Annotated in this window: 17 protein-coding genes; 11 read left to right on the top strand and 6 right to left on the bottom strand. The window is 39.4% G+C overall.

What is annotated here, in order from left to right; all coding sequences use genetic code 11:
• Nucleotides 1-212 precede the first annotated feature (212 nt).
• From EJP82_RS18755 to EJP82_RS18730, 6 genes are all read left to right on the top strand, one after another.
• Nucleotides 213-2171 (top strand): KAP family P-loop NTPase fold protein, encoded by a 1959-nt coding sequence (locus EJP82_RS18755; protein WP_170220232.1) that lies wholly within the window; start codon nt 213-215, stop codon nt 2169-2171.
• 7 nt (nt 2172-2178) lie between these two features.
• Complete coding sequence (locus EJP82_RS18750; protein WP_127193603.1) at nt 2179-2904, top strand: hypothetical protein; 726 nt, start codon at nt 2179-2181, stop codon at nt 2902-2904.
• Between the two features lie 2 nt (nt 2905-2906).
• A complete protein-coding gene (gene qatC, locus EJP82_RS18745; RefSeq protein ID WP_127193602.1) occupies nt 2907-4250 on the top strand; it encodes a Qat anti-phage system QueC-like protein QatC in 1344 nt (447 codons plus the stop codon).
• A gap of 14 nt (nt 4251-4264) precedes the next feature.
• A complete protein-coding gene (gene qatD, locus EJP82_RS18740) occupies nt 4265-5014 on the top strand; it encodes a Qat anti-phage system TatD family nuclease QatD (protein WP_127193601.1) in 750 nt (249 codons plus the stop codon).
• Between the two features lie 78 nt (nt 5015-5092).
• Nucleotides 5093-5680: a hypothetical protein gene (locus EJP82_RS18735; protein WP_127193600.1), complete on the top strand. Its 588-nt coding sequence runs from the start codon at nt 5093-5095 to the stop codon at nt 5678-5680.
• Between the two features lie 260 nt (nt 5681-5940).
• Nucleotides 5941-9240, top strand: a complete 3300-nt coding sequence (locus EJP82_RS18730; RefSeq protein ID WP_127193599.1) for a tetratricopeptide repeat protein — start codon at nt 5941-5943, stop codon at nt 9238-9240.
• 714 nt (nt 9241-9954) lie between these two features.
• Here the strand turns inward: EJP82_RS18730 and EJP82_RS18725 are convergent.
• Genes EJP82_RS18725 through EJP82_RS18715 form a run of 3 tightly spaced genes read right to left on the bottom strand, consistent with a single transcriptional unit; the run spans nt 9955 to nt 12379 of the window.
• The gene (locus tag EJP82_RS18725) at nt 9955-10410 is read right to left on the bottom strand and encodes a heme-degrading domain-containing protein (protein ID WP_127193598.1); all 456 of its coding nucleotides are present in this window, start codon (nt 10408-10410) and stop codon (nt 9955-9957) included.
• 13 nt (nt 10411-10423) lie between these two features.
• Nucleotides 10424-11614, bottom strand: coding sequence for an MFS transporter (locus EJP82_RS18720; RefSeq protein WP_246054266.1), 1191 nt, complete (start codon nt 11612-11614; stop codon nt 10424-10426).
• A 33-nt stretch (nt 11615-11647) separates the two neighbouring features.
• Nucleotides 11648-12379, bottom strand: a complete 732-nt coding sequence (locus tag EJP82_RS18715) for an IclR family transcriptional regulator (RefSeq protein ID WP_127193596.1) — start codon at nt 12377-12379, stop codon at nt 11648-11650.
• Nucleotides 12380-12541: 162 nt separating this feature from the next.
• Between EJP82_RS18715 and EJP82_RS18710 the strand changes: the two genes are divergently transcribed.
• Together EJP82_RS18710 and EJP82_RS18690 are read left to right on the top strand one after the other, a co-directional pair.
• Nucleotides 12542-13129, top strand: coding sequence for a hypothetical protein (locus EJP82_RS18710; protein ID WP_127193595.1), 588 nt, complete (start codon nt 12542-12544; stop codon nt 13127-13129).
• 468 nt (nt 13130-13597) lie between these two features.
• Nucleotides 13598-17731 (top strand): alpha-amylase family glycosyl hydrolase, encoded by a 4134-nt coding sequence (locus EJP82_RS18690; protein ID WP_170220231.1) that lies wholly within the window; start codon nt 13598-13600, stop codon nt 17729-17731.
• Nucleotides 17732-18024: 293 nt separating this feature from the next.
• Here EJP82_RS18690 and EJP82_RS18685 read toward each other — a convergent pair whose 3' ends face one another.
• Nucleotides 18025-19236, bottom strand: coding sequence for a sugar efflux transporter (locus tag EJP82_RS18685; protein ID WP_127193594.1), 1212 nt, complete (start codon nt 19234-19236; stop codon nt 18025-18027).
• Between the two features lie 388 nt (nt 19237-19624).
• Here EJP82_RS18685 and ahpC point away from each other — a divergent pair, with 388 nt between their 5' ends.
• The 3 genes from ahpC to EJP82_RS18670 all read left to right on the top strand — a co-directional run bounded on the left by ahpC (nt 19625) and on the right by EJP82_RS18670 (nt 22252).
• Nucleotides 19625-20188 carry an alkyl hydroperoxide reductase subunit C gene (gene ahpC, locus EJP82_RS18680; protein ID WP_127193593.1) on the top strand — a complete coding sequence of 188 codons (564 nt, stop codon included), beginning with the start codon at nt 19625-19627 and terminating at the stop codon, nt 20186-20188.
• A 13-nt stretch (nt 20189-20201) separates the two neighbouring features.
• Nucleotides 20202-21728, top strand: a complete 1527-nt coding sequence (gene ahpF / locus EJP82_RS18675) for an alkyl hydroperoxide reductase subunit F (RefSeq protein ID WP_127193592.1) — start codon at nt 20202-20204, stop codon at nt 21726-21728.
• Between the two features lie 206 nt (nt 21729-21934).
• Complete coding sequence (locus EJP82_RS18670; protein WP_127193591.1) at nt 21935-22252, top strand: hypothetical protein; 318 nt, start codon at nt 21935-21937, stop codon at nt 22250-22252.
• Nucleotides 22253-22430: 178 nt separating this feature from the next.
• On the opposite strand, the gene EJP82_RS18665 is transcribed toward EJP82_RS18670, so the two are convergent.
• Entirely contained in the window at nt 22431-23549 is a 1119-nt protein-coding gene (locus EJP82_RS18665) for a Gfo/Idh/MocA family protein (protein WP_127193590.1), read from the bottom strand.
• Nucleotides 23550-23560: 11 nt separating this feature from the next.
• Entirely contained in the window at nt 23561-25306 is a 1746-nt protein-coding gene (locus tag EJP82_RS18660; RefSeq protein ID WP_127193589.1) for a DUF4091 domain-containing protein, read from the bottom strand.
• Between the last annotated feature and the right edge of the window lie 126 nt (nt 25307-25432).

Raw genomic sequence — 25432 nt, 5'->3', positions numbered from 1 at the left:
GGCCTTTGTGGTTGAGAGGCTCAAACCCAACAGATATTTTTTTGAAGATAGTATCAATTTAAACGGTAATAACGTTAGAGTTTTAAAGTTTAGATTATAGTACTAATTATTATAACCATTCTGTTGGTGATGAGTTTCACTAACGAATTAATAATTACAATATTCATCTCTTACAGGACGCTCCATACTAATAAATGTCGAGGTGCACTGCAATGTGGTCAGATAATGAAACTTCTCAGGACTTATTGGGTTTTAAAGTCCATGCTGATTTGATAAGATCGGTTGTTACTGATCCTAAACTACTACCTGTTACATTAGGAGTTTTTGGGGACTGGGGTAGTGGGAAAACAAGTATTATGAAAATGTTAGAGTACGATTTGAATCCTGAGCATTATCCATTGGACTCACCTGAAAAGGAGAAATACGAAAAAATAGCAGTGTTATATTTCAATGGCTGGCTCTTCGAAGGTTATGATGATGCCAAATCAGCGCTTCTTAGCTCGATTCTTTTGCAACTCGGCGAGAATAAAAGATTCGGTCCAAAGATTAAAGGAAAAGTCGCGGGGCTCTTAAAATCTGTGAATTGGATGCGAGTTGCAAAATTCGGTGTGAAAGAAATTGGGATGCCAGCACTGGCAGCGTATATAACAGGCGGAGCGAGTATTGTTCCCAGTCTAATGGGTTCTGGTAAAAAGATAATGGAATCAATTCTGCCGAAAACAGACGAAGAAGAGTCAGGAGAAGAAGGCGAGTCAACATCCGAGATTAATTGGGAGGAAATGATAAAGGGTGATAAAAGCGAAGCAAGCGCCATGGATGTAAGAACATTTCGTCAGGATTTTGAAAAGCTGTTGGAAGAAACCAATATTGAATCTTTGATCGTGTTAATTGATGATTTAGATAGGTGTTCAAACGAACGCATCATAGAGAATTTAGAAGCAATCAAATTATTTTTAAATGTTGAAAGAACAGCATTTGTTATAGGAGCTGACCCGCGCATAGTACGCCATGCAATCGAAGTTAGGTATTCGCAAATGAAATTCAAGGATGAGCGAGATCCTGTTGAAGCTTCAGAGAGGCTTGTAACCGATTATTTAGAAAAGCTAATTCAAATTCCATATAGGCTTCCAAAGCTATCTCCGGCTGAAGTGGAAAGCTATATGTCACTTTTGTTCTGTGCTAGGGATATTGAAGATAGAACCTTGCTGGGTATGGTTCATAAGGCTTGCGAGGATCAGAGGTGCGCGAATCGTTATTCCGTATTTGGTTACGCTGCCGTGAAAGAAGCATTTGGAGAGACCGAACTTCCGGCTACACTAAGTGAAAGTTTGATTTTCAGTTCCAATATTGCTCCGCTCATTACTGAAGGACTTAAGGGAAATCCAAGGCAAGTTAAGCGATTTTTAAATGCCTATTTTCTGAGAAAGCAATTAGCAAAAATTGCAGGTCTACAGAGCATTCGGGATGACGTTCTGGTAAAATTGATGGTCCTTGAATACGGACACTCTAAACAATTTATGAATTTATTCGAGTGGCAGGCTAAACAAGAGGGAAGACCTAGCGAGTTAAAGCAACTTGAAGCGGTGCTAGCACCGCCCGATGGTAATTTCGAAAATGAAGATGAGGCCAAACAAATTGCTCCGGAATGGTCTTCTTCTTTTATGCGCCGCTGGGTGGCAATGGAGCCGTTGTTGAGCGATATAGATTTGAGGGATTATTTTTGGGTAGCAAGGGACAAGCTGAGTTCAACTTTATCAGGGGTATCTATGATTCCACCATTTGTAAGAACTATACTTGAAGACATTCTGTCCTCTAATGCAGGAAGGATGGGACGTGCGTTTGATTCTACATTAAAACTAAGTACAGATGAGCGCATTTTACTGCTAAATCAAATTGAAAAGCATATCCTCCGAAATCCAGATCAAAAAGTTGGCTATGATGCATTAAGAGGATTAATAGAAAAGGATGTCATTGAAAGTATTGAAATTCTCGCTCGCATTTTATTAAATGTTCCTGCGGATGCTATCCCCCCGGCGGTTGGTAACGATTTGATTACTTTGCAAAGAAGTAAACAAGAACTGAATGAGCATTTTGAACCCGTAATTAAACAATTGAAATCAACCGAGACAAAAATTGGTCGAGCTTTAAAACCTATCGAAAAAAGGAGGTAGATATTCAATGGGAACATCTAAAGGCTACGATGCACCAACAACCCCTCAATGGGGAGATCTGAAGAGTAAAGTTTCAAGGCTAGCTAAAGTAGGTCGCCCTGGCTCTGATAACTCCAAGGAATTAGTGGGACAGTTTATTCGTGCCAATGGAGGTACGCAAGGTGTAGCAAAGAATGGAGGTATGGGTGCTAAAAGCGCTCAAGCTGTTGCAAAGAATTTAGGTTCATTTCTTTCCTTAGTAAACCGTCTAGGAATCAATGAAGCACTGAAACAAACGGGATTAGAGCATTTAAAGGGAAAGGCAACATCGGATATTGTTTTGTCGCTTATTGATTATTTTGGGGAAGAAGCAAGTACTATCGATCAAGTTGATGCCAGAAATGCTCTATCTCAACTTATGGACGAAATGTTTGAGAAAGTTGAGGGGATTGATGAAATCACTCAAGTACTAGAAGGATGTTCAAACCCAGACAGTTTGACGGAGATGCTGGAAAAGTTTTTTGGTTATTATGTTTATCAACAATTTTGTCGATCTTTTTATGAAAGATTAGCTTCTAAAGTTGGTAATGCTCAAGCCGATGCATTCCTAAATGATATATTGGATTATATTAAATCAGAAATTACAGTCTTTTCTCTCGATAAAGACATTACACAGGTAGATTGGAGCGGGCCAGAAGGCGAATCAATATGTGTTCAAGTATTAGAAAAAACACTAGATGTATTTGGAGGTTAGCCATGATAAATGTGACGGTAAGCCCGGCGGAAAAAACTAAACTCGAACTAGCAAAAGTATCCCTTCAGAATACCGATACTCAAGAAGTCAGTAATCTTGATTTGGATTTTAAAACACTATTTCAAAGATGTGGAATTCCAAACGATACTGTCTTAGACTTCTTGTTTATGGCTACTGTGTTCTATGCCACAGATAAATTTGTTGGGAGAAAAAGTGTAGAGGATAAATGGACTCGGAATATTAAGATTAAAATCCCTGTATACGAGTTGCTGAAGTGGCAAACTGTAAAGGGAAATTTGGATAAGTGTATGTCATTTTTAACCGGAGATATTTGGGATATTGAGTTTTATCAAAATACTTCTTCGTTGCATAGACCAAATGAAAGAAGACGTTCACCAAGGCGAGTCTTGTCACGTGTTCAAGCGGATTTGGTTTGCTTATTTTCGGGTGGACTAGATTCATTAGTTGGTGCTGTGGACTGGCTGGAAAGTAATCCACAAGGAGATATTTTACTGGTGGGACACTATGATGGACAAGTAAGTGGACCTAAGACAGATCAGAGTAATCTTTTTCAACATTTGCAGCAGCATTATGCTTCCAGAATTGATTCATTACAAGTTAGGGCCGGTCAGAGTCCTTCAGGAAAAGAAACAACTTTCAGAAGCCGCTCTATTTTGTTCCTTGCCATCGGAATCTATGCAGCTGCAAGTATTGGCGAGGATGTACCATTGTTAATACCGGAGAATGGAACAATTGCTTTAAATATACCTCTTACACCATCTCGAAGAGGCTCTTGCAGCACGAGAACTGCTCATCCAAGCTATTTGCGAATGCTGAGTCATATTTTACAAGGTGTCGGAATTACAAATCCAATATTGAACCCGTTAGGTATGAAGACCAAAGGAGAGGCAATTAGCCAGTGCAGAAATCAACAAGTACTACAGAATGCTATTCCCGATTCAGTGTCTTGTGGTAAGAGTGGACATAAATCCAGTTGGATTAGAAGAGATGCAAAAGGTTGTGGGAGATGTGTTCCCTGTATTTTTAGAAGAGCATCATTGCATGTAATTGATGCAGACAATGAAAACTACGGGATTGACATTTGTAGTGATGAAATCGATTTGTCAAGTAATAAAGTCTCTATTAGTGATTTTAGGGCTGTATTGGCATTTCTGGGGCACAACTATAATGTTGAGGAAATAAAAAGATTATTGCTTTCAAGTGGTGTGTCTATCGAAGAAATTGATGAGTATTCAAATCTTGTTATTCGAGCGATGGCTGAGGTAAAAGAACTTGTTAGTGACAAAGGAACAACTGGTATTAATCAATTGATCGGTCTTACTTAAGGATGTGAATTAAAATGATCGATGCTCATTGCCATATAGATTTGTACAAGAACCCTTATACAGTAGCTAATGAAAATGAAAAAAAAGGTATATCAACTATTGCAGTTACAAATTTGCCGAGTCACTATGCATTGGGCTATCCTCATTTGAAAGAATTTAAATATATTAGAGTGGCCCTAGGTTTACATCCACTCTATGCCGATAAGCATACACCTACTGAAATGAAAAAATTTATTGAATATGCAAAAACGACATCATATATTGGAGAAATTGGACTGGACTTTTCAAGAGAAGGCATAAGTACAAAAACAAAACAACTCCAAAGCCTGCGTCATGTGTTAAGCCATATCAGTGATAGACCTCGATTTATTTCGCTTCATTCAAGAAGGGCTGAATCTACAGTCCTGCAAATGCTAAAAGAGTTCTCAATTCAACGGGCTGTTTTTCATTGGTACAGTGGTTCATTATCCTTAATAAAAGAAATTGTTGAAGCAGGTCATTACTTTTCAGTTAACCCTGCAATGCTCCATTCGTCTAACGGATGTAAAATTATCGCAAAGATTCCTCGAGACCGATTGTTAACTGAGAGTGATGGACCCTTCATCAAAATTGAAGACAAGATTATTAAATCCCAAGATATAAGGCTAGTTCAAAAATACTTGAGTTCGCTTTGGGGTTGCTCTTATGAAGATGTCGAACGGCAAATAAAAGAGAACTTTAACCGGGCTTTGCTCCCAATTAAACAGCATAGAACTGGGAGTTGATGTACTTCAAAATGGATAGAAACAAGAAATGAGGTATTTGGGATGCTTCCGTGCAGATCACCAGAGGTTAGAGAGAAGTTGGTCCAAGAATATTTTATCACACCCATTGCTCATGTCCGGTTGTTGAACGGGCAAGAACGCCGAAGTTGTACTAAGGACTTACTTACAGATAGCTATTATTGTTTTTCTTATCGAGCGAAAAAAGATGATATTACCGGGACCTTTTTGTGCGGCACTTATGCAGCCAATCATTTCCTTGAACTAATTCATCACCCTAAACTAACACTTTTTGACCCGTTAGCATCTGAAACCGTTGGAATGGGAACAAGTAGCACCAATGGAAATACAGTTTTTAATGAAACGTGGCATCCAGCTGCAAAACAGTTGTTTAATGCAATTATCTTGTTAATAATATGTTGGGGAATTGTCCCGGGAAATGTACTTCAAGAAATCAAAAGAGATCTTGAGATAAATAAGAGTCGTGAACCACTTCCTAGACAAATTAAAGCAATCAATACGATCATTTCAAGGGATAAGAGAGGTCGCACGCTGCAACACATGCTTGATGAATTGCGGAACCACAACAAAGAGCTCCGAAGTTTCTGCTTTGATTTATTAAATGAGGCTTTATTTAAAAATAAAATCGAAAATTCCTTTTTTGGCTAAGCACTTTGACTTCATTTGTAATGCAGTGAGCTTGTCTAGGACAAGACAGTTTAAAAGTTAGGCATCAAATTTTTTATTCTTAGCCCTCATCATTTGAACAAAGTGGGGGCAATTTGACAATTACGCTCGTAATACTTTCATCATGTTCATAGGTACGAATATGCGATAATAAATAGAACGAAATATGGAATGAAGCGATATCTAAATAGAATGGGGCACAAGAATTGACGATATCTTGCAAAAAGTGTGGATATGAACTTATGCAATTCGGACTAAAATATGTATGTCGAAATGAAAATTGTGATTATCAAGAGGTTACAGTAAGCAAAAGTTGGTATAGCAGGCTTGCCGATGATCCTCAACTTTGGAACATTGCAATTTTGCAGGAAGGGCCCTCGATTATCGCTCAACAATACGAGAAGTTACGTCGACTCTTGTCGGCAGGATCGACCTATGGGGCTCAATTGAAATTGAAAGACATGTTTGAAATGCTTGTAAAATTCTCTACGCTATTATTGGTTTCTGAAATGGTTGAAGTAGAGAAAAACAGTTCTGAGTATAATGAAATCCTGTCTTTCATGACAAGTAAACCACTTAGCCTTGGGGACTGGCAGCACGTAGCATACAAGCTTATCGATACCAATCGTTCGAGTAACAGCAGACTGATAGGTATTCTAAAGGACATTCATGGAATATATACGAAGTATAACATCGTTTCGTGGCGCAATGACAAGATTGGTCACGGGGCACTATTACTCGACGATAGTCTTGATTTCCAAATTGATATCGAGAAAAAGGTTCATACAATAGTAGAGCACTTTCATCGCTGTGAGGAGTTGTATTCGGGGGTTCGTATATTGCTCAGAAACAACTATAATTCGTTTTTTTTGATCGGAAGCGGGGATACTTACTCCGAAAGTATGGTTGACGAAAAACTAATCGTTCAATTTGACGGAAAGGAAATTAAGCTCGAACCTTTTGTCCAATATATCGATAACAACGTGTATTTATTTGACTCATATTATAGCATGAAATCAACCGCTTCTTTCATCAACTATTCGACAGGCCATAAGAAAAAACAAAAACCTACTACACTTACGGACATATACAATAGCATGCAAAGAAAGCATACTTCAATGATTGCAACTGCATCGGCAGAAAATGACATTTATATCCGTTCGCAAGCGGATACCATTAATCGAATAATGAGCTCGGAGGACCTAATTGAATTTAAATTTCTGCTGGAGGATTTAAAGAGAGCTATCGAAGAAAACGACAGGGGCTACATTCTCTTGGAAATGGCTAACGGCATGGGGAAATCGACATTTGCCAAAATGCTCGATCCATTGGTTTACGATCTTGTCCGTCTAGACAACATTGTATGTCGAACCTATTATATAAATGATATATTCTCACATGTTCCTTCTATATTTGTTTCGAAATTATCAGATCTCCTTAGACAATTGGATCGAAGTGGAGAGATGTTGGATGGAGATATTCCAAATATCGACGTCGAATCGGCTGCATCGGAGAAGAATGTGTCTAAGCTGTTGAATACTCTTTTTACTGCCCATAAGAAATATAAGTCCGCTGAAAAAATGATCCTTATTGTGGACGGCGTGGATGAGATACCGGCACGAAGTGGAAAATCGATCTTTGATATGTTACCAAGTCCGGAAATGCTTGATGATGGTATATATATTCTCATCACTTGCCGGATGGATGAACAACTTTCCTTGTTTACAAAAGATAAGCTTGCCTTGATCTCCTTCATAAAGAAAATGTCTGTCGAACCAACAGATCCGAGGTATCAGGAGATGTTGGAGGAGTTTGTCGATTTCAAATTAAAGGAACAAAAACTAAAGCCAATTACTGAAGATGTGAAAAAGCTGATTCAGATTAGTGAAGGGAGTTTTATTCACCTACGTATTTTAATTAAAGCTTATTTAGAAAAAGGAATGGAGGCGGTCCATGCTTCGCCTATAAAAGCCGAAGAGCATTTCCTCGAGTTGTTATCCAGAATGTACGGAGAACAATATTTTAGAGAAATGCTTGGGGTTCTCATGTCCTTATCTTTCTCCGCAGTATCACCGAGTATCAAACAATTATCTCAAACTTTTGGAGAAGAAGAAATCAGCTTTAAGTTTTTGTGCTTCCTGAATGAACTAAAGCCACTGCTGGATATCCGACGAACAGGAAAAGGTAATCTAATAAGTATCCATCGCAAGGAATTACGAGAAATACTTGAGGACAAATATGAGCCAGCCATCGATCAATATATGACAAAATTAATTGAAGGTGTTCACTTCATAATCGGAAATACTCAAGAAAGGCCATTAGAGGATGATGAGGCAGTATATATTGTTAATGCACTAACGGCATTACTTAACCGTAATCACGATACTTTTGGATCGAAGATTGGAGAAAGGATATCACCTATATTCAGATTATTGTCATATCATTTTCAGCAAGGTGGTGCCTACAGCAGCGAGCAACAACAACAATGCTATTATCTACTCTATACCCATATTAATTTAGCTATACGAGCGCTTGCCAAAGCTCAAATTCCATTTAATCCAGATGACTATCTCTTCCTTATGGAAACGATAAGCAAACTATTGATAAACGCGAATATGCTAGATGTTGCCGTTGAAAAGCTTGAAGAAGGTTTGTTTTTGTTAGAAGAACAACATATATCGGTTGGTCAGCTTCCCTTGTCAGAGTGCTACAACAGCCTGGCAACGCTGTATTCAAAACAAGGAATTAAAAGTAAGGCTGAGCAGTATTTTATGAGGGCCAAAATGGAGAGAAACAATATTAAGGGAAATACGATAGATAGTAAGGTTAGGGTCTTGAAATCGGAATTGGTTCAAATGCTAAATGAAGCCATTTTTTATAAAAACAGAAATAAATCGAATGAAGCGCTCACCATTTTGAAACAACTAGAGAGAAAGATATCCCGGTTTGAGGAACAGGGGGGGGACGGAAAATTAATTGTCTCTGAGAAAATTAATATGTTAAAAACGGCTTGCAACATTTTCAAACGAACAAATCCTCAAGATGCACTTAATTTAGCCATCAAGGCAAGGGAGCTACTTCCATATATGTATAAGCAGGATGAGATATTGGCTCGAGGAACGGAAAGTGACTTGCTATTAAACCTGGGACAGGTGTATCGACAGTTGGAAATGCCCGATAAAGCAATTAATTGTTTTGATGAAGCAATAAAGATGAATATGCGGGTTTTACAATTAGGAGGAACAGTTGTGCCTGAAGAAATGGTAAAACTCTACAACAGCAAAGGTAATATTCAATATGATGAAAATAATTATAAACAAGCTATCACCTTGTACAGCCAAGCGATAGAGCAATATGAGGAGTTCACAGCACAAGGAAGACAAATATCTACCACCTTATTTTTTCAGATACTCATCAGTCGTAGAAATGCATATCAAGCGGAGGGCAATTTCGAAAAAGCGGAATCTGATTTTCAACGAGCTTCTGAAATTAAATATGATCGTGAACTAACTGCTTATACTTTGCAAGGGAAATTAAAATGAGGAGGTGAAGAGTTATAGAAACTTTAGCTTGAAACATGGCCAACACTTTAAATTTGGTTTCCCACCTTCTTTACAGGGTAATTTATAGTGGTTCCACACTTTCTTTTTTTCGCCTTTATCACGTGCCTGGGCAAACCCAGTAAAATCAACAAAATTGGTTCCACAGTTTTATTACACCTGACAATAACTGTCTGGTGATATAAAAGTGTGAAACCAATAAAAAAACTCGTAAACCACTAGTCAGTCCCGATGATGAAAAACATTATCGGGACTTTTTTTATTTATAGGGGAGGGGGATACTGTAGCTTTGTAAAAAAAGATTGAATAAAGTTTGGTACAAATCACTTCTTTAGTAATCTTACATTTAACCTCGAGACATATTATCTATATTGAGGTAACTGGGCAATAGCTCAAATATCATCTCAATGATGAGATAGTGGTAAGCTATAGATCATTGTCAGATTTGGAAAAACAATTGCAGGTTTATTATTGAAATCATTGGTCTCGGCGGAAAAGGTTTAAGAGCAGCATTCAGCCATCCTATAAAACTTTTTTACATTCAAAGCCAATAAGGCATGAGTTCGGACGAATACCGAACTCATGCCACATAAAGACATACTTTTATAACTGTCTATTTGATAGGTAAATGTTTAGTCATAGACAGGCTTTGATAATTAACATGGCATGTTCGATAACCATTCGTTCATCAACTCCTTATTTACTTAAAAAACGTTTTACTCCCTCGACAGCATAATCATGATCGAGTTGAGCCGTAAGTCCTGCTACGGTTACAGTGCCAATTACGCCTACGTCTTTAATGCGAATAGGGAATGAGCCGCCTACAGCTTGATAATCTGATGATTGAAGAAGAGAGCTTTCATCATGGGTCGTTCCCTGTTTTTCAAATCTTGCTGCAATATAATGAGAACTTCTATTGTAATGATCTACTACGCGTTTTTTTCGATATAACCAAAATACATTTTCTTCAGATGTACCATCCATTAGATGGGTGAATAAAGGTACTCGATTACGCTCAATATGAATAGCTACTGCTTTGTTATTTTCCTTTGCATAATTAATTAATGTCATACCAAGGTTTAGAGCATCTTCATTTGTAAATGATTCAAATTGTAAATCCTTTTCTACGTTTTCTAGTTGTTGTAAGTTCATAAATAACTCTCCCTTAAAATAATTTTTGTTTTTTATCTAATTTATAATTCAGTACGGATAGAAGAAAGGCGAATGCCACCATAATCGCACCAATCCATGCCGTATCTAAATACGTTAAATAGTTTACTGCTAATCCACCTAAGGTAGATCCTGCAGCGATCCCTACATTAAAAGCTGATATATTAAGTGCAGATGCAATATCTTTTGCAGAAGGAACCAATTTTTCAGCAAGCATTACAATGTACGCTTGAACTCCTGGAGACATCATAAATGCAAACAAACCTAACAAAATAATAGATAAAATACTTAATCCTTTACTAGGTAGTAGTATTATTTGTAATAAAAGTACGATACCTTGGAGTAAAAAGACGAAGCGTAATGATTTAACGGGATGCTGATTGGCCATTTTCCCACCTACTATATTTCCAATGGCAACGGCAACTCCATAAACTAAAAGCAGCAATGAAATAGATCCAGCTGAGTAGCCACTGATTGTTTCCAGTATAGGAGCGAGGTAGGTAAATAACGCAAAAGTTCCACCAAAACCTAATGCGGTCATTAATAGTGCCAGTAGAATTCGTTTATTTTTCACAAGTTGTCCTACATCTTTAAGAGTTGGAGGATTTGTTGGTCTGCTCACTTTATCAACAGCAAATACATTTACGATTAGTCCAATAATGCCGAGTATAGCTACCGCACCGAATGTAGCGCGCCAACCAAACTCTTGTCCAATATAAGTCCCCATTGGAACACCAGCTATGGTTGCTACTGTTAATCCGGTAAACATAATTGAAATAGCTGTTCCTCTTTTGTTTTCTGGTACGATATCGGCAGCAACTGTAGCTGCAATTGCAAAAAATACCCCATGTGCGATAGCAGTAATAACTCGTGAGATCATTAATAGCTCATAGGTTCCTGCAATGGTCGAAAATGCATTACCTAGAATGAAAACCATCATTAAGATTAGTAAAAATCCTTTTTTCGGAATACGCCCTGTAATAGCTGTAACAATTGGAGTTCCAACAGCTATTGCTACTGCATAACCAGAAATTAAAGCGCCAGCTTTTGTCACCGAAATAGATAAATCATCAGCAACTGTTTGAAGTAAACCGACAATGACGAACTCGGTTGTTCCAATGGCAAAAGCACTAATGGCCAAAGAAAATAATGCAATGTATACTTTTGTTGACATCTCTTTCATCATAATCCCCTTCCTCATATTTTAGGGTGTTTTCCATCAAAGCATTTTCGAAATACGTGAACTACATTGAATAAGTTTTTTGCTTAAAGTTCTATCTAATTTTTTATTCAACCGAAGGGCTGGACCAGATATCGCAACTGCTGAAATCATATTTCCCTCAAAGATGACAGGAGCAGCAATACAGCGTAAACCTATTTCTGTCTCTTCGTCATCTACTGCGTATCCTTGCTTACGAATGACCTTTAGATGTTCTTTTAATAAGTGCAAGTCTACAAATGTATTTTTTGTATTTTGAACTAATGTCAATTCTTTAAGGATTTCATCGAGCTTGGTTTTATCTAAAAAAGCTAATATGACTTTTCCTAGAGCACTTAAATGTACAGGAGCCCTGTCACCAACCTCGGAGTGTGCCCTCATTGAATGAGTGCCATCAACAACTTGTGAGGTGACTACTTCCGTACCATAAAGGATTCCAACATAGGTTGTTTCTCCAACTTCTCTACTCAGCTCATATAAAGGTGGAACCGATAACCAATTTGCTTTTGAGTTAAAGGAAGTAGATAAAAACCCCATCTTTTTAGTAAGACTATAGGAATTATCAATCTTTTTAACATAGCCCATTATTTCAAGGGTATATAACAAACGAAAGGCTGTTGATTTATTAAATGAGAATGTTTGTATAACTTCACGAAGAGTCATATCCTTTTCTTGTAAAGCATCTAAAATTAGAAGTCCTTTTTTCAGTGTAGCTACTTCGTATTGCTTCAATGGATTCACCTCTCTTTCGTATGTTGTTCATAATAAAATATTGAGAAATAAGATTCAAAAAAAGAGAAAAAGTTTCTATATTTGAAACAAAACCTTTGAATAACGATAGTATTAAGTAATGGGGGGCATCTTATATTTGAAAATATAGGGGGATAGGTGATCATGAGATCTTATTATAAATTATTACTCGTTATGGCCTTTTTTATTTTATCTGCGTGTAATTCATCAGAACAGTTAAAGCCGATCAAAGAAGAAAGTATTGATTTCGATATAAAAACTGCCATTCAAATGGTTGAGAAGAAGGAAAAAATCATTATTGATTTAGCGTTGAGAGAAAAAGTCTCAATAACGGAGTATGAGGAATTAGAGAAATCTTTTGACGAAGAGTTTGGAAAGTATTCTAAAGATATTTTATCTATCTTTTTTCTAAATACAATGGAATCCGTGCCCGAGTCGGAGTCTGGTATGTATGTAATACAGGATACATTTTACCCAACTGTCTTCCATGAAGGAATAACTGTAACAAATGCGGTCATTGATAAGAGTTACTACGAGAATGAATTTTTCAATGTAACTAGTTTAAGGATTATGGAAGAATATGTTGGTGATGACGAGAAGTTAAAGGATTGGAAACGAGAATATATTTTCACTCCAAATGAGGATGGGGAATGGGAAGTTCATGGATTTTCTGGGGTGATGAATTTCTTGGGAGAAGAATATAGCATGAATTATTTAGAGTTAAAGAAGTAAAGAATGAGTAGTTGTTAAGTCGTAAAAATAGCTGTCGAGACTTTCTCGACAGCCTTGGTACATATTAACTAATATGTTCTCCCTTTTGTTATAAACTTTGATTGATACGGTAGTGAGTCATAAACTGTTACAAAGCTAGCATTTAATATGTTTACCTAAAAGCTTCTGGTGAATGAAAACGATTGAACTACGTAATTAGACCTCTAAAGATTTGGATTTATAGTCTAAAAGTTGTATTGACCAGGAAAAGTTTGAAGCCTATAATCGAAAACAGGGAAAAATCATTATATATGGATCTAATTGTAATTTTACGACTTCTTTACAGCTCTATTTGTAAACGCATACAATGATATTTTTCCATGCTTCTACGAAGGAGGAGATTGATAATATCGAGTAATTTTTTTTCTTATAATTGCAAACGTTTGCACGGAGTGATTTGTATTTAAAATTAATAAGGAGGTTTTTTATTTGCTACGAAAACAATCAAGGCGTTTTGTTTCTTGGTTAGTCATTTTTTCGCTTTGCTGTAGCTTATTCGGATTATCCGGTGGGGCTTCGGCTAGCAACAATGATTATACAGTCACCTATACAAACTCTACAGCGACTGCTGTAACACTGCATTGGACCTCGAATAACTGGACGGATATTATGGACACAGCCATGTCCAAGAATGGAACCACGTTTACGGCGAATATCAATGTCCAGGAGGGCGCCACACTTATTTATTGTTATCACATCACGGCCCCAACGGATAGTTGGGATAGCAACGGAGGCAAGAATTGGACGGTTGTTATTCCGGTTGCTGGAAAATACGAAGCTGAGAGTGCTAGCTTATCAGGTGGCGCAACAATAAATACGAATCACACCGGATATTCGGGAACTGGTTTTGTTGATGGTTACACAATTACAGGAGCGACGACTACTTTCAACGTTCAGTCTTCCGCTTCGGCGGAATATAATGCCACGCTCCACTACGCCAATGCGACCGGCAGTGCCAAAAAAGTTACCATTTATGTAAATGGAGCAAAGGTAAAGCAGACCACTTTGGCGAACTTGGCAAACTGGGATGCATGGGGTGACCAAACAGAAACGCTCTCCTTACAGGCAGGGAATAATACGATCGCTTACAAATATGACACCGATGATACTGGAAATATCAATATCGACTATGTGACCCTTGCGGCCGGACCAACACCAACACCAACACCAACACCAACACCAACACCAACACCAACACCAACACCAACACCAACACCAACACCAACACCAACACCAACACCAACACCAACACCAACACCAACACCAACACCAACACCAACACCAACACCAACACCAACACCAACACCAACACCAACACCAACACCAACACCAACACCAACACCAACACCAACACCAACACCAACACCAACACCAACACCAACACCAACACCAACACCAACACCAACACCAACACCAACACCAACACCAACACCAACACCAACACCAACACCAACACCAACACCAACACCAACACCAACACCAACACCAACACCAACACCAACACCAACACCAACACCAACACCAACACCAACACCAACACCAACACCAACACCAACACCAACACCAACACCAACACCAACACCAACACCAACACCAACACCAACACCAACACCAACACCAACACCAACACCAACACCAACACCAACACCAACACCAACACCAACACCAACACCAACACCAACACCAACACCAACACCAACACCAACACCAACACCAACACCAACACCAACACCAACACCAACACCAACACCAACACCAACACCAACACCAACACCAACACCAACACCAACACCAACACCAACACCAACACCAACACCAACACCAACACCAACACCAACACCAACACCAACACCAACACCAACACCAACACCAACACCAACACCAACACCTACGCCGACACCAACAGTAACGCCTACTCCTACGCCAACTCCGGCGGGTTTAACGGTTCATTTTAAGAAACCATCAAGCTGGAATTCATCGATCCGAATCCATTACTGGAATCTAAATCCGACAACTGTTCCAATAAGCGGAGCGTGGCCGGGAGTTCTAATGAATTCGGACGGAAATGACTGGTACAGCTATAGTATTGCCAACGCCACCGGCACAAGCCTTATCTTTAATGATGGTAACGGCAAACAGACTGCCGACTTGTCCCGCAGTGTGAAAGAGGGATGGTATAACGCTGATAATGTGTGGTATGACGCTAATCCGGAGATTCCCAAGATTCCCGTGATTTCAGTCTCGTTAGCGCCGAAAACATATGATTCTGCACAAACCGTGAAGCTTTCAAGTGTCAACAGTGACGATAAAATTTACTATACGACAGACGGGTCGACACCTACGACATCCTCTACCTTGTACACCACTCCAATCCAAGTATCATCTACTATGACTATTAAGGCATACGGGGTTAACTCCATCGGTCAAGCAGGCAGTGTAGGCTCTTTTGCTTATGTCATTGACCTGAATATCGATCTGCAAGCCCCAACCATAACAGCGAATTTGCCTGTTGGGAATTCAAGTTCAGCGGTTACCGTATCTTTTAATATAAAAGACAACAAGACCGCAACGACAACAGCTTATTACACGGATAATGGTACGGAACCAACCACTAGCTCAAATGTCTATGTCTCAGGAAATGTTTTAACTGCTTTGACAGGACCGTCCATCCTTATCAACAAGACCACGACACTGAAGTTTCTTGTGATAGACGGTGCCGGAAATGAAACTAAACAGAGCTTTGTCTATTCTATTGGAAATAAGGGCGATTTCCGTGAAGACACCATTTACTTCGTGATTACTTCCCGATTCTATGATGGCGATCCGAGTAACAACGTGCATGCATGGGATGATACCAAGGCAGGAAATTCGGATTCAGACCCAGCTTGGAGAGGTGACTTTAAGGGACTGATCCAGAAGCTCGATTACATTAAAGCCCTCGGATTCAGTGCTATTTGGATTACGCCTGTTGTGCAGAATGCCAGCGGTTATGATTATCACGGATACCATGCAATAAATTTTTCCAAAGTAGATCCAAGGTATGAATCAGCGGGAGCTTCTTATCAGGAATTGATCAATGAGGCTCACGCCAAGGGGATAAAGGTTATTCAGGATGTCGTCGTTAATCATTCTGGTAATTTTGGTGAAGAGAATTTGTTACCTATGTTCAAGAAAGATCCAACTGCAGCGGACACTGTGAATAACATGATCAAAATTACGGATAAGCTGCCAGCTAACTATGATACCATGACCCCTGATCAGCAATATCAGGCAAGACTCGCAATAATGAAAAATGCGGAGACCAACAATAACATGTACCATACCGAGAAAAGTCTTTCCTGGGAATCTTACACCGTACAGACAGGACAGATTGCAGGAGACGCGGTGGACTTGAACACGGAGAATCCTGTAGTTAATGAGTATCTAATTGACAGCTATAATCAATATATAGACATGGGTGTTGATGCTTTCCGGGTCGATACTGTGAAGCATGTGAGCCGGTATATTTTTAACAAGTACTATGTTCCTGCTTGGAAAACAAGAGGGGGCTCAAACTTCTTTGTATTTGGTGAAGTGGCTACTCGGTACAGAGATGTGTGGAACAGTGGGATTCCAGCAATATCGACACCATTTTATACTTGGAAAAGTTCGAAATCCTATCCGGGCGACGGCACAAATGATTACGCTTCCAACAAGTTGTCAGTTGAACAAGAGTGGGCGGATAACTCTACTACAGTAGGACAGCCAACCTCGAACAATGCTTTTTTAATAGGTAATAATTATCATGCTCCTGACTATTCGATGAAATCAGGTATGGATGTCATTGACTTTCCTATGCATTGGGCGTTCAAAACTGCACAGGAAGCATTCAGTATGAAGAGCGGGGATCAATTTTATAACGATGCTACCTGGAATGTTACTTATATTGACTCCCATGACTATGCGCCTGACCAAGCACCAGAAAATCAAAGATTTGCGGGGACACAAGACACTTGGGCTGAGAATCTCGCTTTGATGTTCACCTTCCGAGGAATACCTGCGATCTACTATGGTTCTGAAGTTGAATTCAAAAAAGGATCAGTCATCGATGTAGGTCCAAATGCACCACTCAGTTCAACAGGGCGTGCTTACTTTGGAGATCTCATTGAGGGTAGTGTTACGGTTCAAGATTACGGTAAATATACCAATGCTACCGGCACACTTGCGGATTCATTGAATTATCCTTTGGCAAAACATATCAGACAACTCAATTTAATCAGAAGAGCTGTCCCAGCCTTGCAAAAAGGCCAATATTCTACAGAGAATGTAACGGGTGATTTGGCATTTAAAAGAAGATACACCGACAGTACGAAAGGAATTGATAGCTTTGCACTGGTTACGATCTCGGGAAATGCGACATTTACCGGAATTCCGAACGGAACCTACGTGGATGCGGTAACTGGCGATACCAAAACTGTTACGGGCGGCACGATTACTCTGATATGCTCCGGCAAAGGAAATGCGAGAGTGTATGTATTGAACGGTAACGGTGGAATTGGAGTGACAGGAACCTACTTGAAGTAGAGTGAATATCCATATTTCTACCTGTGTTTAACGCAAACATCATACCACTTCATAAACCAATCATACTGTTCATTGCAGAATTTATGAGATATACGTTGCAATCCTTGGCACTTCACTATTCTTGAGATGATTTGAAAATGCCTAATCGCAATAATAAGTAGACAATGCTAAAAGACCACGGAACCTTGGGAATAGGTTTCGTGGCCTTTTTAAATTTTTTTGGCAACTCTTTAGGAGAGAAAGCTCCTTACGTTTCATTTCGGCTTAATCAATTCACAGGGTTAAAAGGCGGATTAAACCGCTAATCTCTTTGGTTCATTTAAAGAGTGACGGCCGCTAACCGCGAGCATGACTAAAGAAATAATGACGAGTATTAAACAGAATACAAATGAATAACGGTAACCTACAATACTGGCTAATCCTCCACCAACAAGACTACCAATCAATCTTCCGATCGTTGATGCATTTGAGTAGAGCGTGGATGCATACCCAGGCATGCTTGGAAGCAGATCTTGGATGTAGCTAATGCCAATCGCTGAGATAACGGCAACAAAAACAGCGAGTAGAATTTGAGCTGCAAGCATCTGCCACATAGCACCTGAGATAAGGACCACGATATAATAAGCTCCTCCTAAAATGGCACCACACATCATCAAGATTCGGTTACTATACTTTGCACTGAGTAGACCAAGCGTAATCATAAAAGGAATTTCCAGTGCAGCGCAAATACTGCTGACTAGACCGACATCACTTGTCGTTCCACCGAGATTGTGCGTAATAAATAGGGCGGTATTGATGCTACTCGTCCAGTGAGCTATATACATGAGTGTTAAAACCAGAAAAGGAAGCAGAATATTACGGTTCTGACTCAGCCGGAAACTTGTCACTTTTACTTTAGTATTACTGGGTTTCAGTTCTGTATTTGATTTGAGAAATAGGGTAATAAGTAAGGCAACAATCATGAAAACTCCGATCGTGCCCGAGAAAATCCCCTTAAATCCAACAGCAGCAATTAGTAGGGTACCGATTAATGGACCTGTAATAAAGCCGAGAGAGAAAGCAGAACGTAGAGTAGAATTAGCAAACGCATGATCAGTTAAATGACTCTTATTCACAGCTTCTCTAGCAATGGCGAACAATTGAGGCATCCCTGGTGCACCGAGGGCGGTGAACACGGTCATGTAAATAAACAGGGTCGTAAAATCCTGGAAAAGTAAGTATCCGCTATAAGCAAGAGCATTACAGAGTGTGGAGATGAGGTAAATGTTCTTTCGATTCAAGCCATGGTCAGAGCGTCTTCCGATTAGCGTACTGATCCATATCCCTACAATTAACGTGACTGCTAGAAAAATACCAAATATCCCGACTGATACTCCGAGTTGTTCAGTGAAATAAATCGATAAAAAGGGTGCGCTGAGTGAAACTCCCATTCCCTGTAGTAACATACATAAAAAAAGTAAGGCATAAGAGGGGATTGAAAATAGTTCAGTGAGTCTTTTGATCATAATCGTAATGTTACTCCTCTATAGTAGTTTAGATAGATAGTCCAATTATATTATATTTGAAAAAGGAAGTAACAATATATACGATATTTAACTGAAAACTTATCATTTAAGTGAATGGAAAGAAGGGGAAGAGACAGAAAGTAGAGAATACTAATTAAAACTGTTCGGTATGACTCAGGAAATGAATACTCTGATGTAATTAGCAGCAGAATAAATAATGAGTTCACTGAAATGTAACAGTTCTTAGATTAGAATTATTATAAAATAGCTTGACATATTTCGTGATTTAGTTGAGAATGATTATTAACAAGTGTATTCAAATTGTTTTGTTCACAGCTCAAGAATATACTATCAACTATAAAACAAACTAAAAGGAGATATAAAAAACATGTCACTAATTGGAACAGAAATTCTACCATTCAAAGCAAACGCATTTCAAGAAGGCAAATTCATCGAGGTTTCCGAAGAAAATTTCAAAGGTAAATGGAGTGTAGTATGCTTCTATCCAGCGGACTTTACATTCGTTTGTCCTACAGAGCTTGAAGATCTACAGAACCAATACGAAACTTTAAAGAGCCTTGGAGTTGAAGTGTATTCCGTTTCAACGGATACTCACTTTACACACAAAGCATGGCATGAAAGCTCTGCTGCAATTGGTAAGGTTAAGTACATTATGATCGGTGATCCTTCCCATGTGGTTTCTCGTAACTTTGATGTCCTGATCGAAGCTGATGGTCTAGCTGATCGTGGTACATTCATCATTGACCCAGACGGTGTGATCCAAACTGTTGAGATTACAGCTGGTGGCATTGGCCGTGATGCAAGTGCTCTTGTAAACAAAATTAAAGCAGCTCAATATGTTCGTAACCATCCAGGTGAAGTTTGCCCAGCGAAATGGTCGGAAGGCGCAGAAACACTGAAACCAAGCCTAGATCTTGTAGGTAAAATTTAAGGTGGTAATATAAATGGCACTAGACCAAGAAATAAAAAACCAATTAGAACAATATCTCGGTCTTTTGGAAAGTGATATTGTACTTAAAGTTAGTGCAGGCGCCGATGATGCATCTGCTGAGATGCTTGCTCTGGTAAATGAACTTGCCAGCATGTCTTCTAAGATCACGTTGGAGCAAACAAAACTACCTAGAACACCAAGTTTTAGTGTCAATCGTATAGGTGAAGACACAGGTGTAACATTTGCTGGAACACCATTGGGACACGAGTTTACTTCATTAGTACTCGCTCTACTGCAAGTTAGCGGACGCGCTCCCAAGGTTGAGCAGAATGTAATTGATCAAATCAAAAGCATTCGTGGCGAATATACATTTGAAACTTATATCAGCCTAAGCTGCCATAACTGTCCTGATGTTGTGCAAGCTCTTAACTTGATGAGTGTCCTCAATCCTGGTATTACTCATACGATGATTGACGGTGGAGCATTCAAAGAAGAGGTTGAAAGCAAGGATATTATGTCTGTACCAAGCGTTTACCTGAATGGTGAATTTTTCGAAAGCGGTCGTATGACCGTTGAAGAAATTCTTGCTAAGCTGGGTAATGCTCCGGACGCATCAGAGTTTGATAATAAAGCTCCTTATGATGTACTTGTTGTTGGCGGTGGCCCAGCAGGTGCAAGTGCTGCGATTTATGCGGCACGTAAAGGTATTCGGACAGGTATTGTTGCTGAACGCTTTGGCGGTCAGGTCAATGATACATTGGGCATTGAGAACTTTATCAGTGTGAAACATACTGAAGGTCCTCAGCTCGTGGCGAATATTGAACAACAAGTGAAAGAGTACGACATTGATGTGATGAAACTTCAACGCGCTAAGCGTCTAGAAAAGAAGGATCTCATTGAAATCGAACTCGAAAACGGTGCTGTTCTCAAGAGTAAGACAGTAATCCTTTCGACAGGCGCACGTTGGCGTAATATGGGTGTACCTGGTGAAGTAGAGTTCAAGAACAAAGGTGTGGCTTACTGCCCGCATTGTGACGGTCCTTTGTTCATCGGTAAAGATGTTGCGGTTGTTGGCGGCGGTAATTCAGGTATCGAGGCGGCAATTGATCTTGCTGGTATTGTGAAGCATGTAACCGTTCTTGAGTTTGCTCCAGAGCTTAAAGCTGATGCTGTTTTACAAGACCGTCTTTACAGCTTACCTAATGTGACTGTGCATAAGAACGTTCAAACCAAAGAAATTACCGGAACGGACAAAGTCGACGGTATTTCCTATATTGATCGTGAGACAGGCGAAACACATCATGTTGAATTGCAGGGTGTATTCGTACAAATCGGTCTTGTTCCAAATACAGATTGGTTAGGTGACACAGTTGAACGCATTCGCGGAGAGATCGTTGTTAATAGCCATGGTGCTACGAACGTTCCTGGCGTGTTTGCTGCCGGCGATTGTACCAATAGTCCGTATAAACAGATCATCATTTCAATGGGATCTGGCGCTACTGCGGCTTTAGGTGCTTTCGATTATCTAATCCGAAATTAAGCGGTTTTTTTATAAAAGTAAATTGCGATGGTATACCCCTTTAGATATGATTATCTAAGGGGTATTTTTATGTCTAACAGGTGAGGGTGACTTTTTAAAATACTATCGTTGAAAAAAGAAACATAATAGAAAAATATAGAGATTTATGATAGTGTTTCTACATACATATATTAGCATTAAGAGGGAAAAAATAGATGGAGGTAGATATGGAGAATATACAACCAGAATTCAGACGAGGCCACACAGTAGATCGGAATGGCTGTGCAGTAGCCTCATTTATTTCAAGTCTAGTGGGCTTATTTTTATTTGTTATCTTGTTAGTTAATGATGTTGATGATATCCCAGATAGTATATTTATAGTATTGTTTCTACCCATGATTATCCTACCTATTTTGGGAGTGATATTTGGTTCTTTGTCTTTTAACTCCATGAGGGGTAAAGGAATGGGGATAGCTGGATTTGTTATAAGCGTAATTTTACTTTTGCTTATCTTTCTTCTATTGATTGCTGGTAGTATGGTATAGAGCGATCGCCGCATAAGTTATAATTTTTTCTGTTACTTCTGCTTTTGATGATGTCGAGTTGTACAAGCAGTAAGATATTTAATTAAGCTAAGTCAGAAAAAAGAGGTTATCCTACGCAGGCCATAATCATGGTTGCTACAGGATAACCTCTTTAATTACCGATATGACTATTAATTTCTCAGTCCCAATTTATATTGCAGAAAGTGTTCGTATTGGCCGATTCATTCGCCTTTATGCACATTAATGCGCTTAGGAGGCCGTCGTCCAGTGAAGTGAGAGATTGCTCTCGTCCTCGCATAACCTGGATAAAGTTATGGAGGAGTTTGGAGTCTCCTCCCGAATGTCCATTGGGATCAACATCAAGTTGATGCGTTTCAATTCGTGGTTCATGATGCATATGGATCTCCAGTTTATTCGTATACCAATCAAATTCCAAAGTTCCCTTATAGCCGAGTAACCGTACTCCACGTTTTGCTGCGCCACGGCGGGCGAAGAAGTTTTGCGAGTAGGAGAGATGCATCCCTGACTCATAATGAATTAGTGCGCTACCTGAATCTTCGTTTCCGGTATCCTCAGCAAAGCTGCAGAATTCTCCAATTTGATTCACGATCGTACTTTCGGCGCAAGTATACTTTTCATCACAATCCGTACACTTCAGATTGGCGGGTTTATCTCCTTTAAAGATCTGCTTAGATTTCATTGCGCAAATGGCTAAGGGCTTATGCCCTACCAAATAGTTAATATAGTCGAAATCATGTGTAGCTTTCTGCAGAAATAAGCCTCCGGTAATCTGCTCGTCTCGATACCAACTGTGATAGTATACACCGCCATAGGGAACATTGTTCACAGCTTGTACGTGCTCTACAGTGCCAAGTTTACCAGAGTCAACGATCTCCTTAGCTAGTTCAACCAATGCTGTATGGCGCAAGGGGAAGGAGACAACAACTTGCGACTTCGAGTTTTCATATCCTGCTTTTAATCGAGTTAAATCATAGATATTCGTAGCCACCGGTTTTTCGAGAAAAAGTGGCAAATTCCTCTCTAGTATCTTAAGTGCGATATCCGTATGTAAATCACATCGTGTACCCACCATTACGCCATCTAATTGCATATGCTGAAGCATCTCATCTGCACTTTCAAAAAAAGTGATAGATTCCGCTTCGGCCCCCATATCTGTTCTGATCTCCTCTATACGAGGATCGACAATAGCGACGACTTTGCAATCCGGGAATACTTTTGATAAGAGAACGTGCAGAGACCTAATCCGTAACCCGTATCCAATTATACCAATCTTCATAGTGATCCCCCTTAGGATAGCTCCATAAGAATTTCGCTGATAATTTCCTCATAATCTGCATTCTGCAATGAGAAGAGTTCTTCTCTTTTCTTCCTAGCGCTTGGATGAAGTTCATCAATTGTCTGCCATAGGAATACCTTTTTCATTTGCTGATCAAGCTTATCCCGGTCCCCACCTTGATTGATGTAACTATTGATGATTTCGTAATCCCGAATTCCTTTCTGGAGAAGTTTATACCTCAGTGTAAGCAAGGGCTGTCCGTCTCTTCCGGGATAGACAAAGTTAGTATCACCTGCCGCGAAAATTGGATAATGATAAGCGATCTTATGGAGTGGATCATTCGGCCAAACCGTATAATTCCATCTTAAGAAGCCATCCATGTTCATGTGAAAGGCCAGCCAAGGAATAAGTCTACTTTCTAGCAAATGAGAGCTAATGAATGTGTTGGGAAGTTCAGGAACACAGCAGACATAATAGGTCATGCTTCCCTTAATTTCATTCTTCATTTGTTGTATTTTTTCGAATTCACTGGTGATACAGTCCAGAACGGGAACATAATCTACAATTCCTTCGATCTTTTGCTCTATGAAGGAGGCATGATTAATGGCCGCTTTATATTTTAAGGAGGGTGCCATTTTTTTTAACTCGTCAAGTCGGTCTGTGAAGATCTCAATATCAGAGGGTTCATCTGCGATTACACGTACCTTATCGATCCAACCCTTATGGATGAAATTTTGTTCTAAGGCCTGAACATATTTCTCGAAATCCTTCTTATGCTTCATAAACTTGTAGGTATTGCTATGCTCATCCCAATACCGGATTCGGACTGCATCATTGTAATCCTTCATCACACCGCCGAAACCTGCATCCTCAAGAACCCAAATATTAATCAGTCCAAATACCTCAATTTCTTGAGTTATCCCGTGCTTCATACCCAATTCTATATATCGATTCAAGGCATTGAAGTCAAAGTACCAATCGCCATTTTTCAACAGCGTTGCTTTCACAATATTGTATTCAAACATGTTAGCAGGATCAATTTGATCATAGCTGGACGCCTGTCCCGACCAGGGGATTTCTGAGACAATAACGCTTAAGGCCTTTTGCCCGAGATCGGCCAAAGAGGAGATATAGTTATCCATGATGGCAAAATGCTCATCACTCCATAGGCTTAGGTCGTATTTTCTAGCAATATTAGAATTGTGCTGCCATAAGTTCAGGTTAAATGAATAATCCTTCGCATCGCTTAGCGTCGTATTCATGACCTGTATTTCAAATGACAATTGTCTAATCAATTCCTCGTCTTCAAACATTCGATGTCCTAGTACGGTGATCTGAGGAGTATAAATACCAGGTTCAACATCTTTATCAATCTCAACTTCGATCCATACGGGTTGTATTCTTCTGCCAACGACATGAATGAATGGCTGCTGGAGGATTATATCGGATTTTAATTGTCGATCATCATCCTCGACAAGCCCAATTAGGTTAGCTTTAATGCTACCCTTTTTCAGACCAGGAACTTCCACACTCACGCGGACAATGTCGATAGCACCTCTTTCATAGAAGCAAGTATCCTCATTTACACATACCAGCATTTCCTGCTCGGAATAGACAAGGAGTTGAACGGCAACACGATCATTTTTACCGCACACAAGTGAAATGTGCTTATTTTCGTCCATAGAAAAGCTAGGTTTGTTCAAAACTCCATATACGTACTTATAGCTTGCATCTTCTAAACCCAGTGATATATTCATAGGGAACCCTCCAGCTAATTCATGTATTTGTCATTAAAAGTATAGATCCCTATTGACCGAAACCATATGCATATTTCCCTTATATATATGGATTTTTCGCGTATCAAAAGAAGATTATGCTAGAAT

Source organism: Paenibacillus anaericanus (assembly GCF_003994475.1).
GTDB classification, from domain to species: Bacteria; Bacillota; Bacilli; order Paenibacillales; family Paenibacillaceae; genus Fontibacillus; species Fontibacillus anaericanus.
The sequence above is the reverse complement of the archived record's forward strand: the minus strand, read 5'-3'. Positions and strand labels throughout refer to the sequence as shown.

Excerpts from the sequence above, each read along its gene's own strand:
- EJP82_RS18755 (WP_170220232.1), top strand. The coding sequence starts at position 213 with ATGTGGTCAGATAATGAAACTTCTCAGGACTTATTGGGTTTTAAAGTC.
- EJP82_RS18750 (WP_127193603.1), top strand. The coding sequence starts at position 2,179 with ATGGGAACATCTAAAGGCTACGATGCACCAACAACCCCTCAATGGGGA.
- qatC (WP_127193602.1), top strand. The coding sequence starts at position 2,907 with ATGATAAATGTGACGGTAAGCCCGGCGGAAAAAACTAAACTCGAACTA.
- qatD (WP_127193601.1), top strand. The coding sequence starts at position 4,265 with ATGATCGATGCTCATTGCCATATAGATTTGTACAAGAACCCTTATACA.
- EJP82_RS18730 (WP_127193599.1), top strand. The coding sequence starts at position 5,941 with ATGCAATTCGGACTAAAATATGTATGTCGAAATGAAAATTGTGATTAT.
- EJP82_RS18725 (WP_127193598.1), bottom strand. The coding sequence starts at position 10,410 with ATGAACTTACAACAACTAGAAAACGTAGAAAAGGATTTACAATTTGAA.
- EJP82_RS18720 (WP_246054266.1), bottom strand. The coding sequence starts at position 11,614 with ATGATGAAAGAGATGTCAACAAAAGTATACATTGCATTATTTTCTTTG.
- EJP82_RS18710 (WP_127193595.1), top strand. The coding sequence starts at position 12,542 with ATGAGATCTTATTATAAATTATTACTCGTTATGGCCTTTTTTATTTTA.
- EJP82_RS18685 (WP_127193594.1), bottom strand. The coding sequence starts at position 19,236 with ATGATCAAAAGACTCACTGAACTATTTTCAATCCCCTCTTATGCCTTA.
- ahpC (WP_127193593.1), top strand. The coding sequence starts at position 19,625 with ATGTCACTAATTGGAACAGAAATTCTACCATTCAAAGCAAACGCATTT.
- ahpF (WP_127193592.1), top strand. The coding sequence starts at position 20,202 with ATGGCACTAGACCAAGAAATAAAAAACCAATTAGAACAATATCTCGGT.
- EJP82_RS18670 (WP_127193591.1), top strand. The coding sequence starts at position 21,935 with ATGGAGAATATACAACCAGAATTCAGACGAGGCCACACAGTAGATCGG.
- EJP82_RS18665 (WP_127193590.1), bottom strand. The coding sequence starts at position 23,549 with ATGAAGATTGGTATAATTGGATACGGGTTACGGATTAGGTCTCTGCAC.
- EJP82_RS18660 (WP_127193589.1), bottom strand. The coding sequence starts at position 25,306 with ATGAATATATCACTGGGTTTAGAAGATGCAAGCTATAAGTACGTATAT.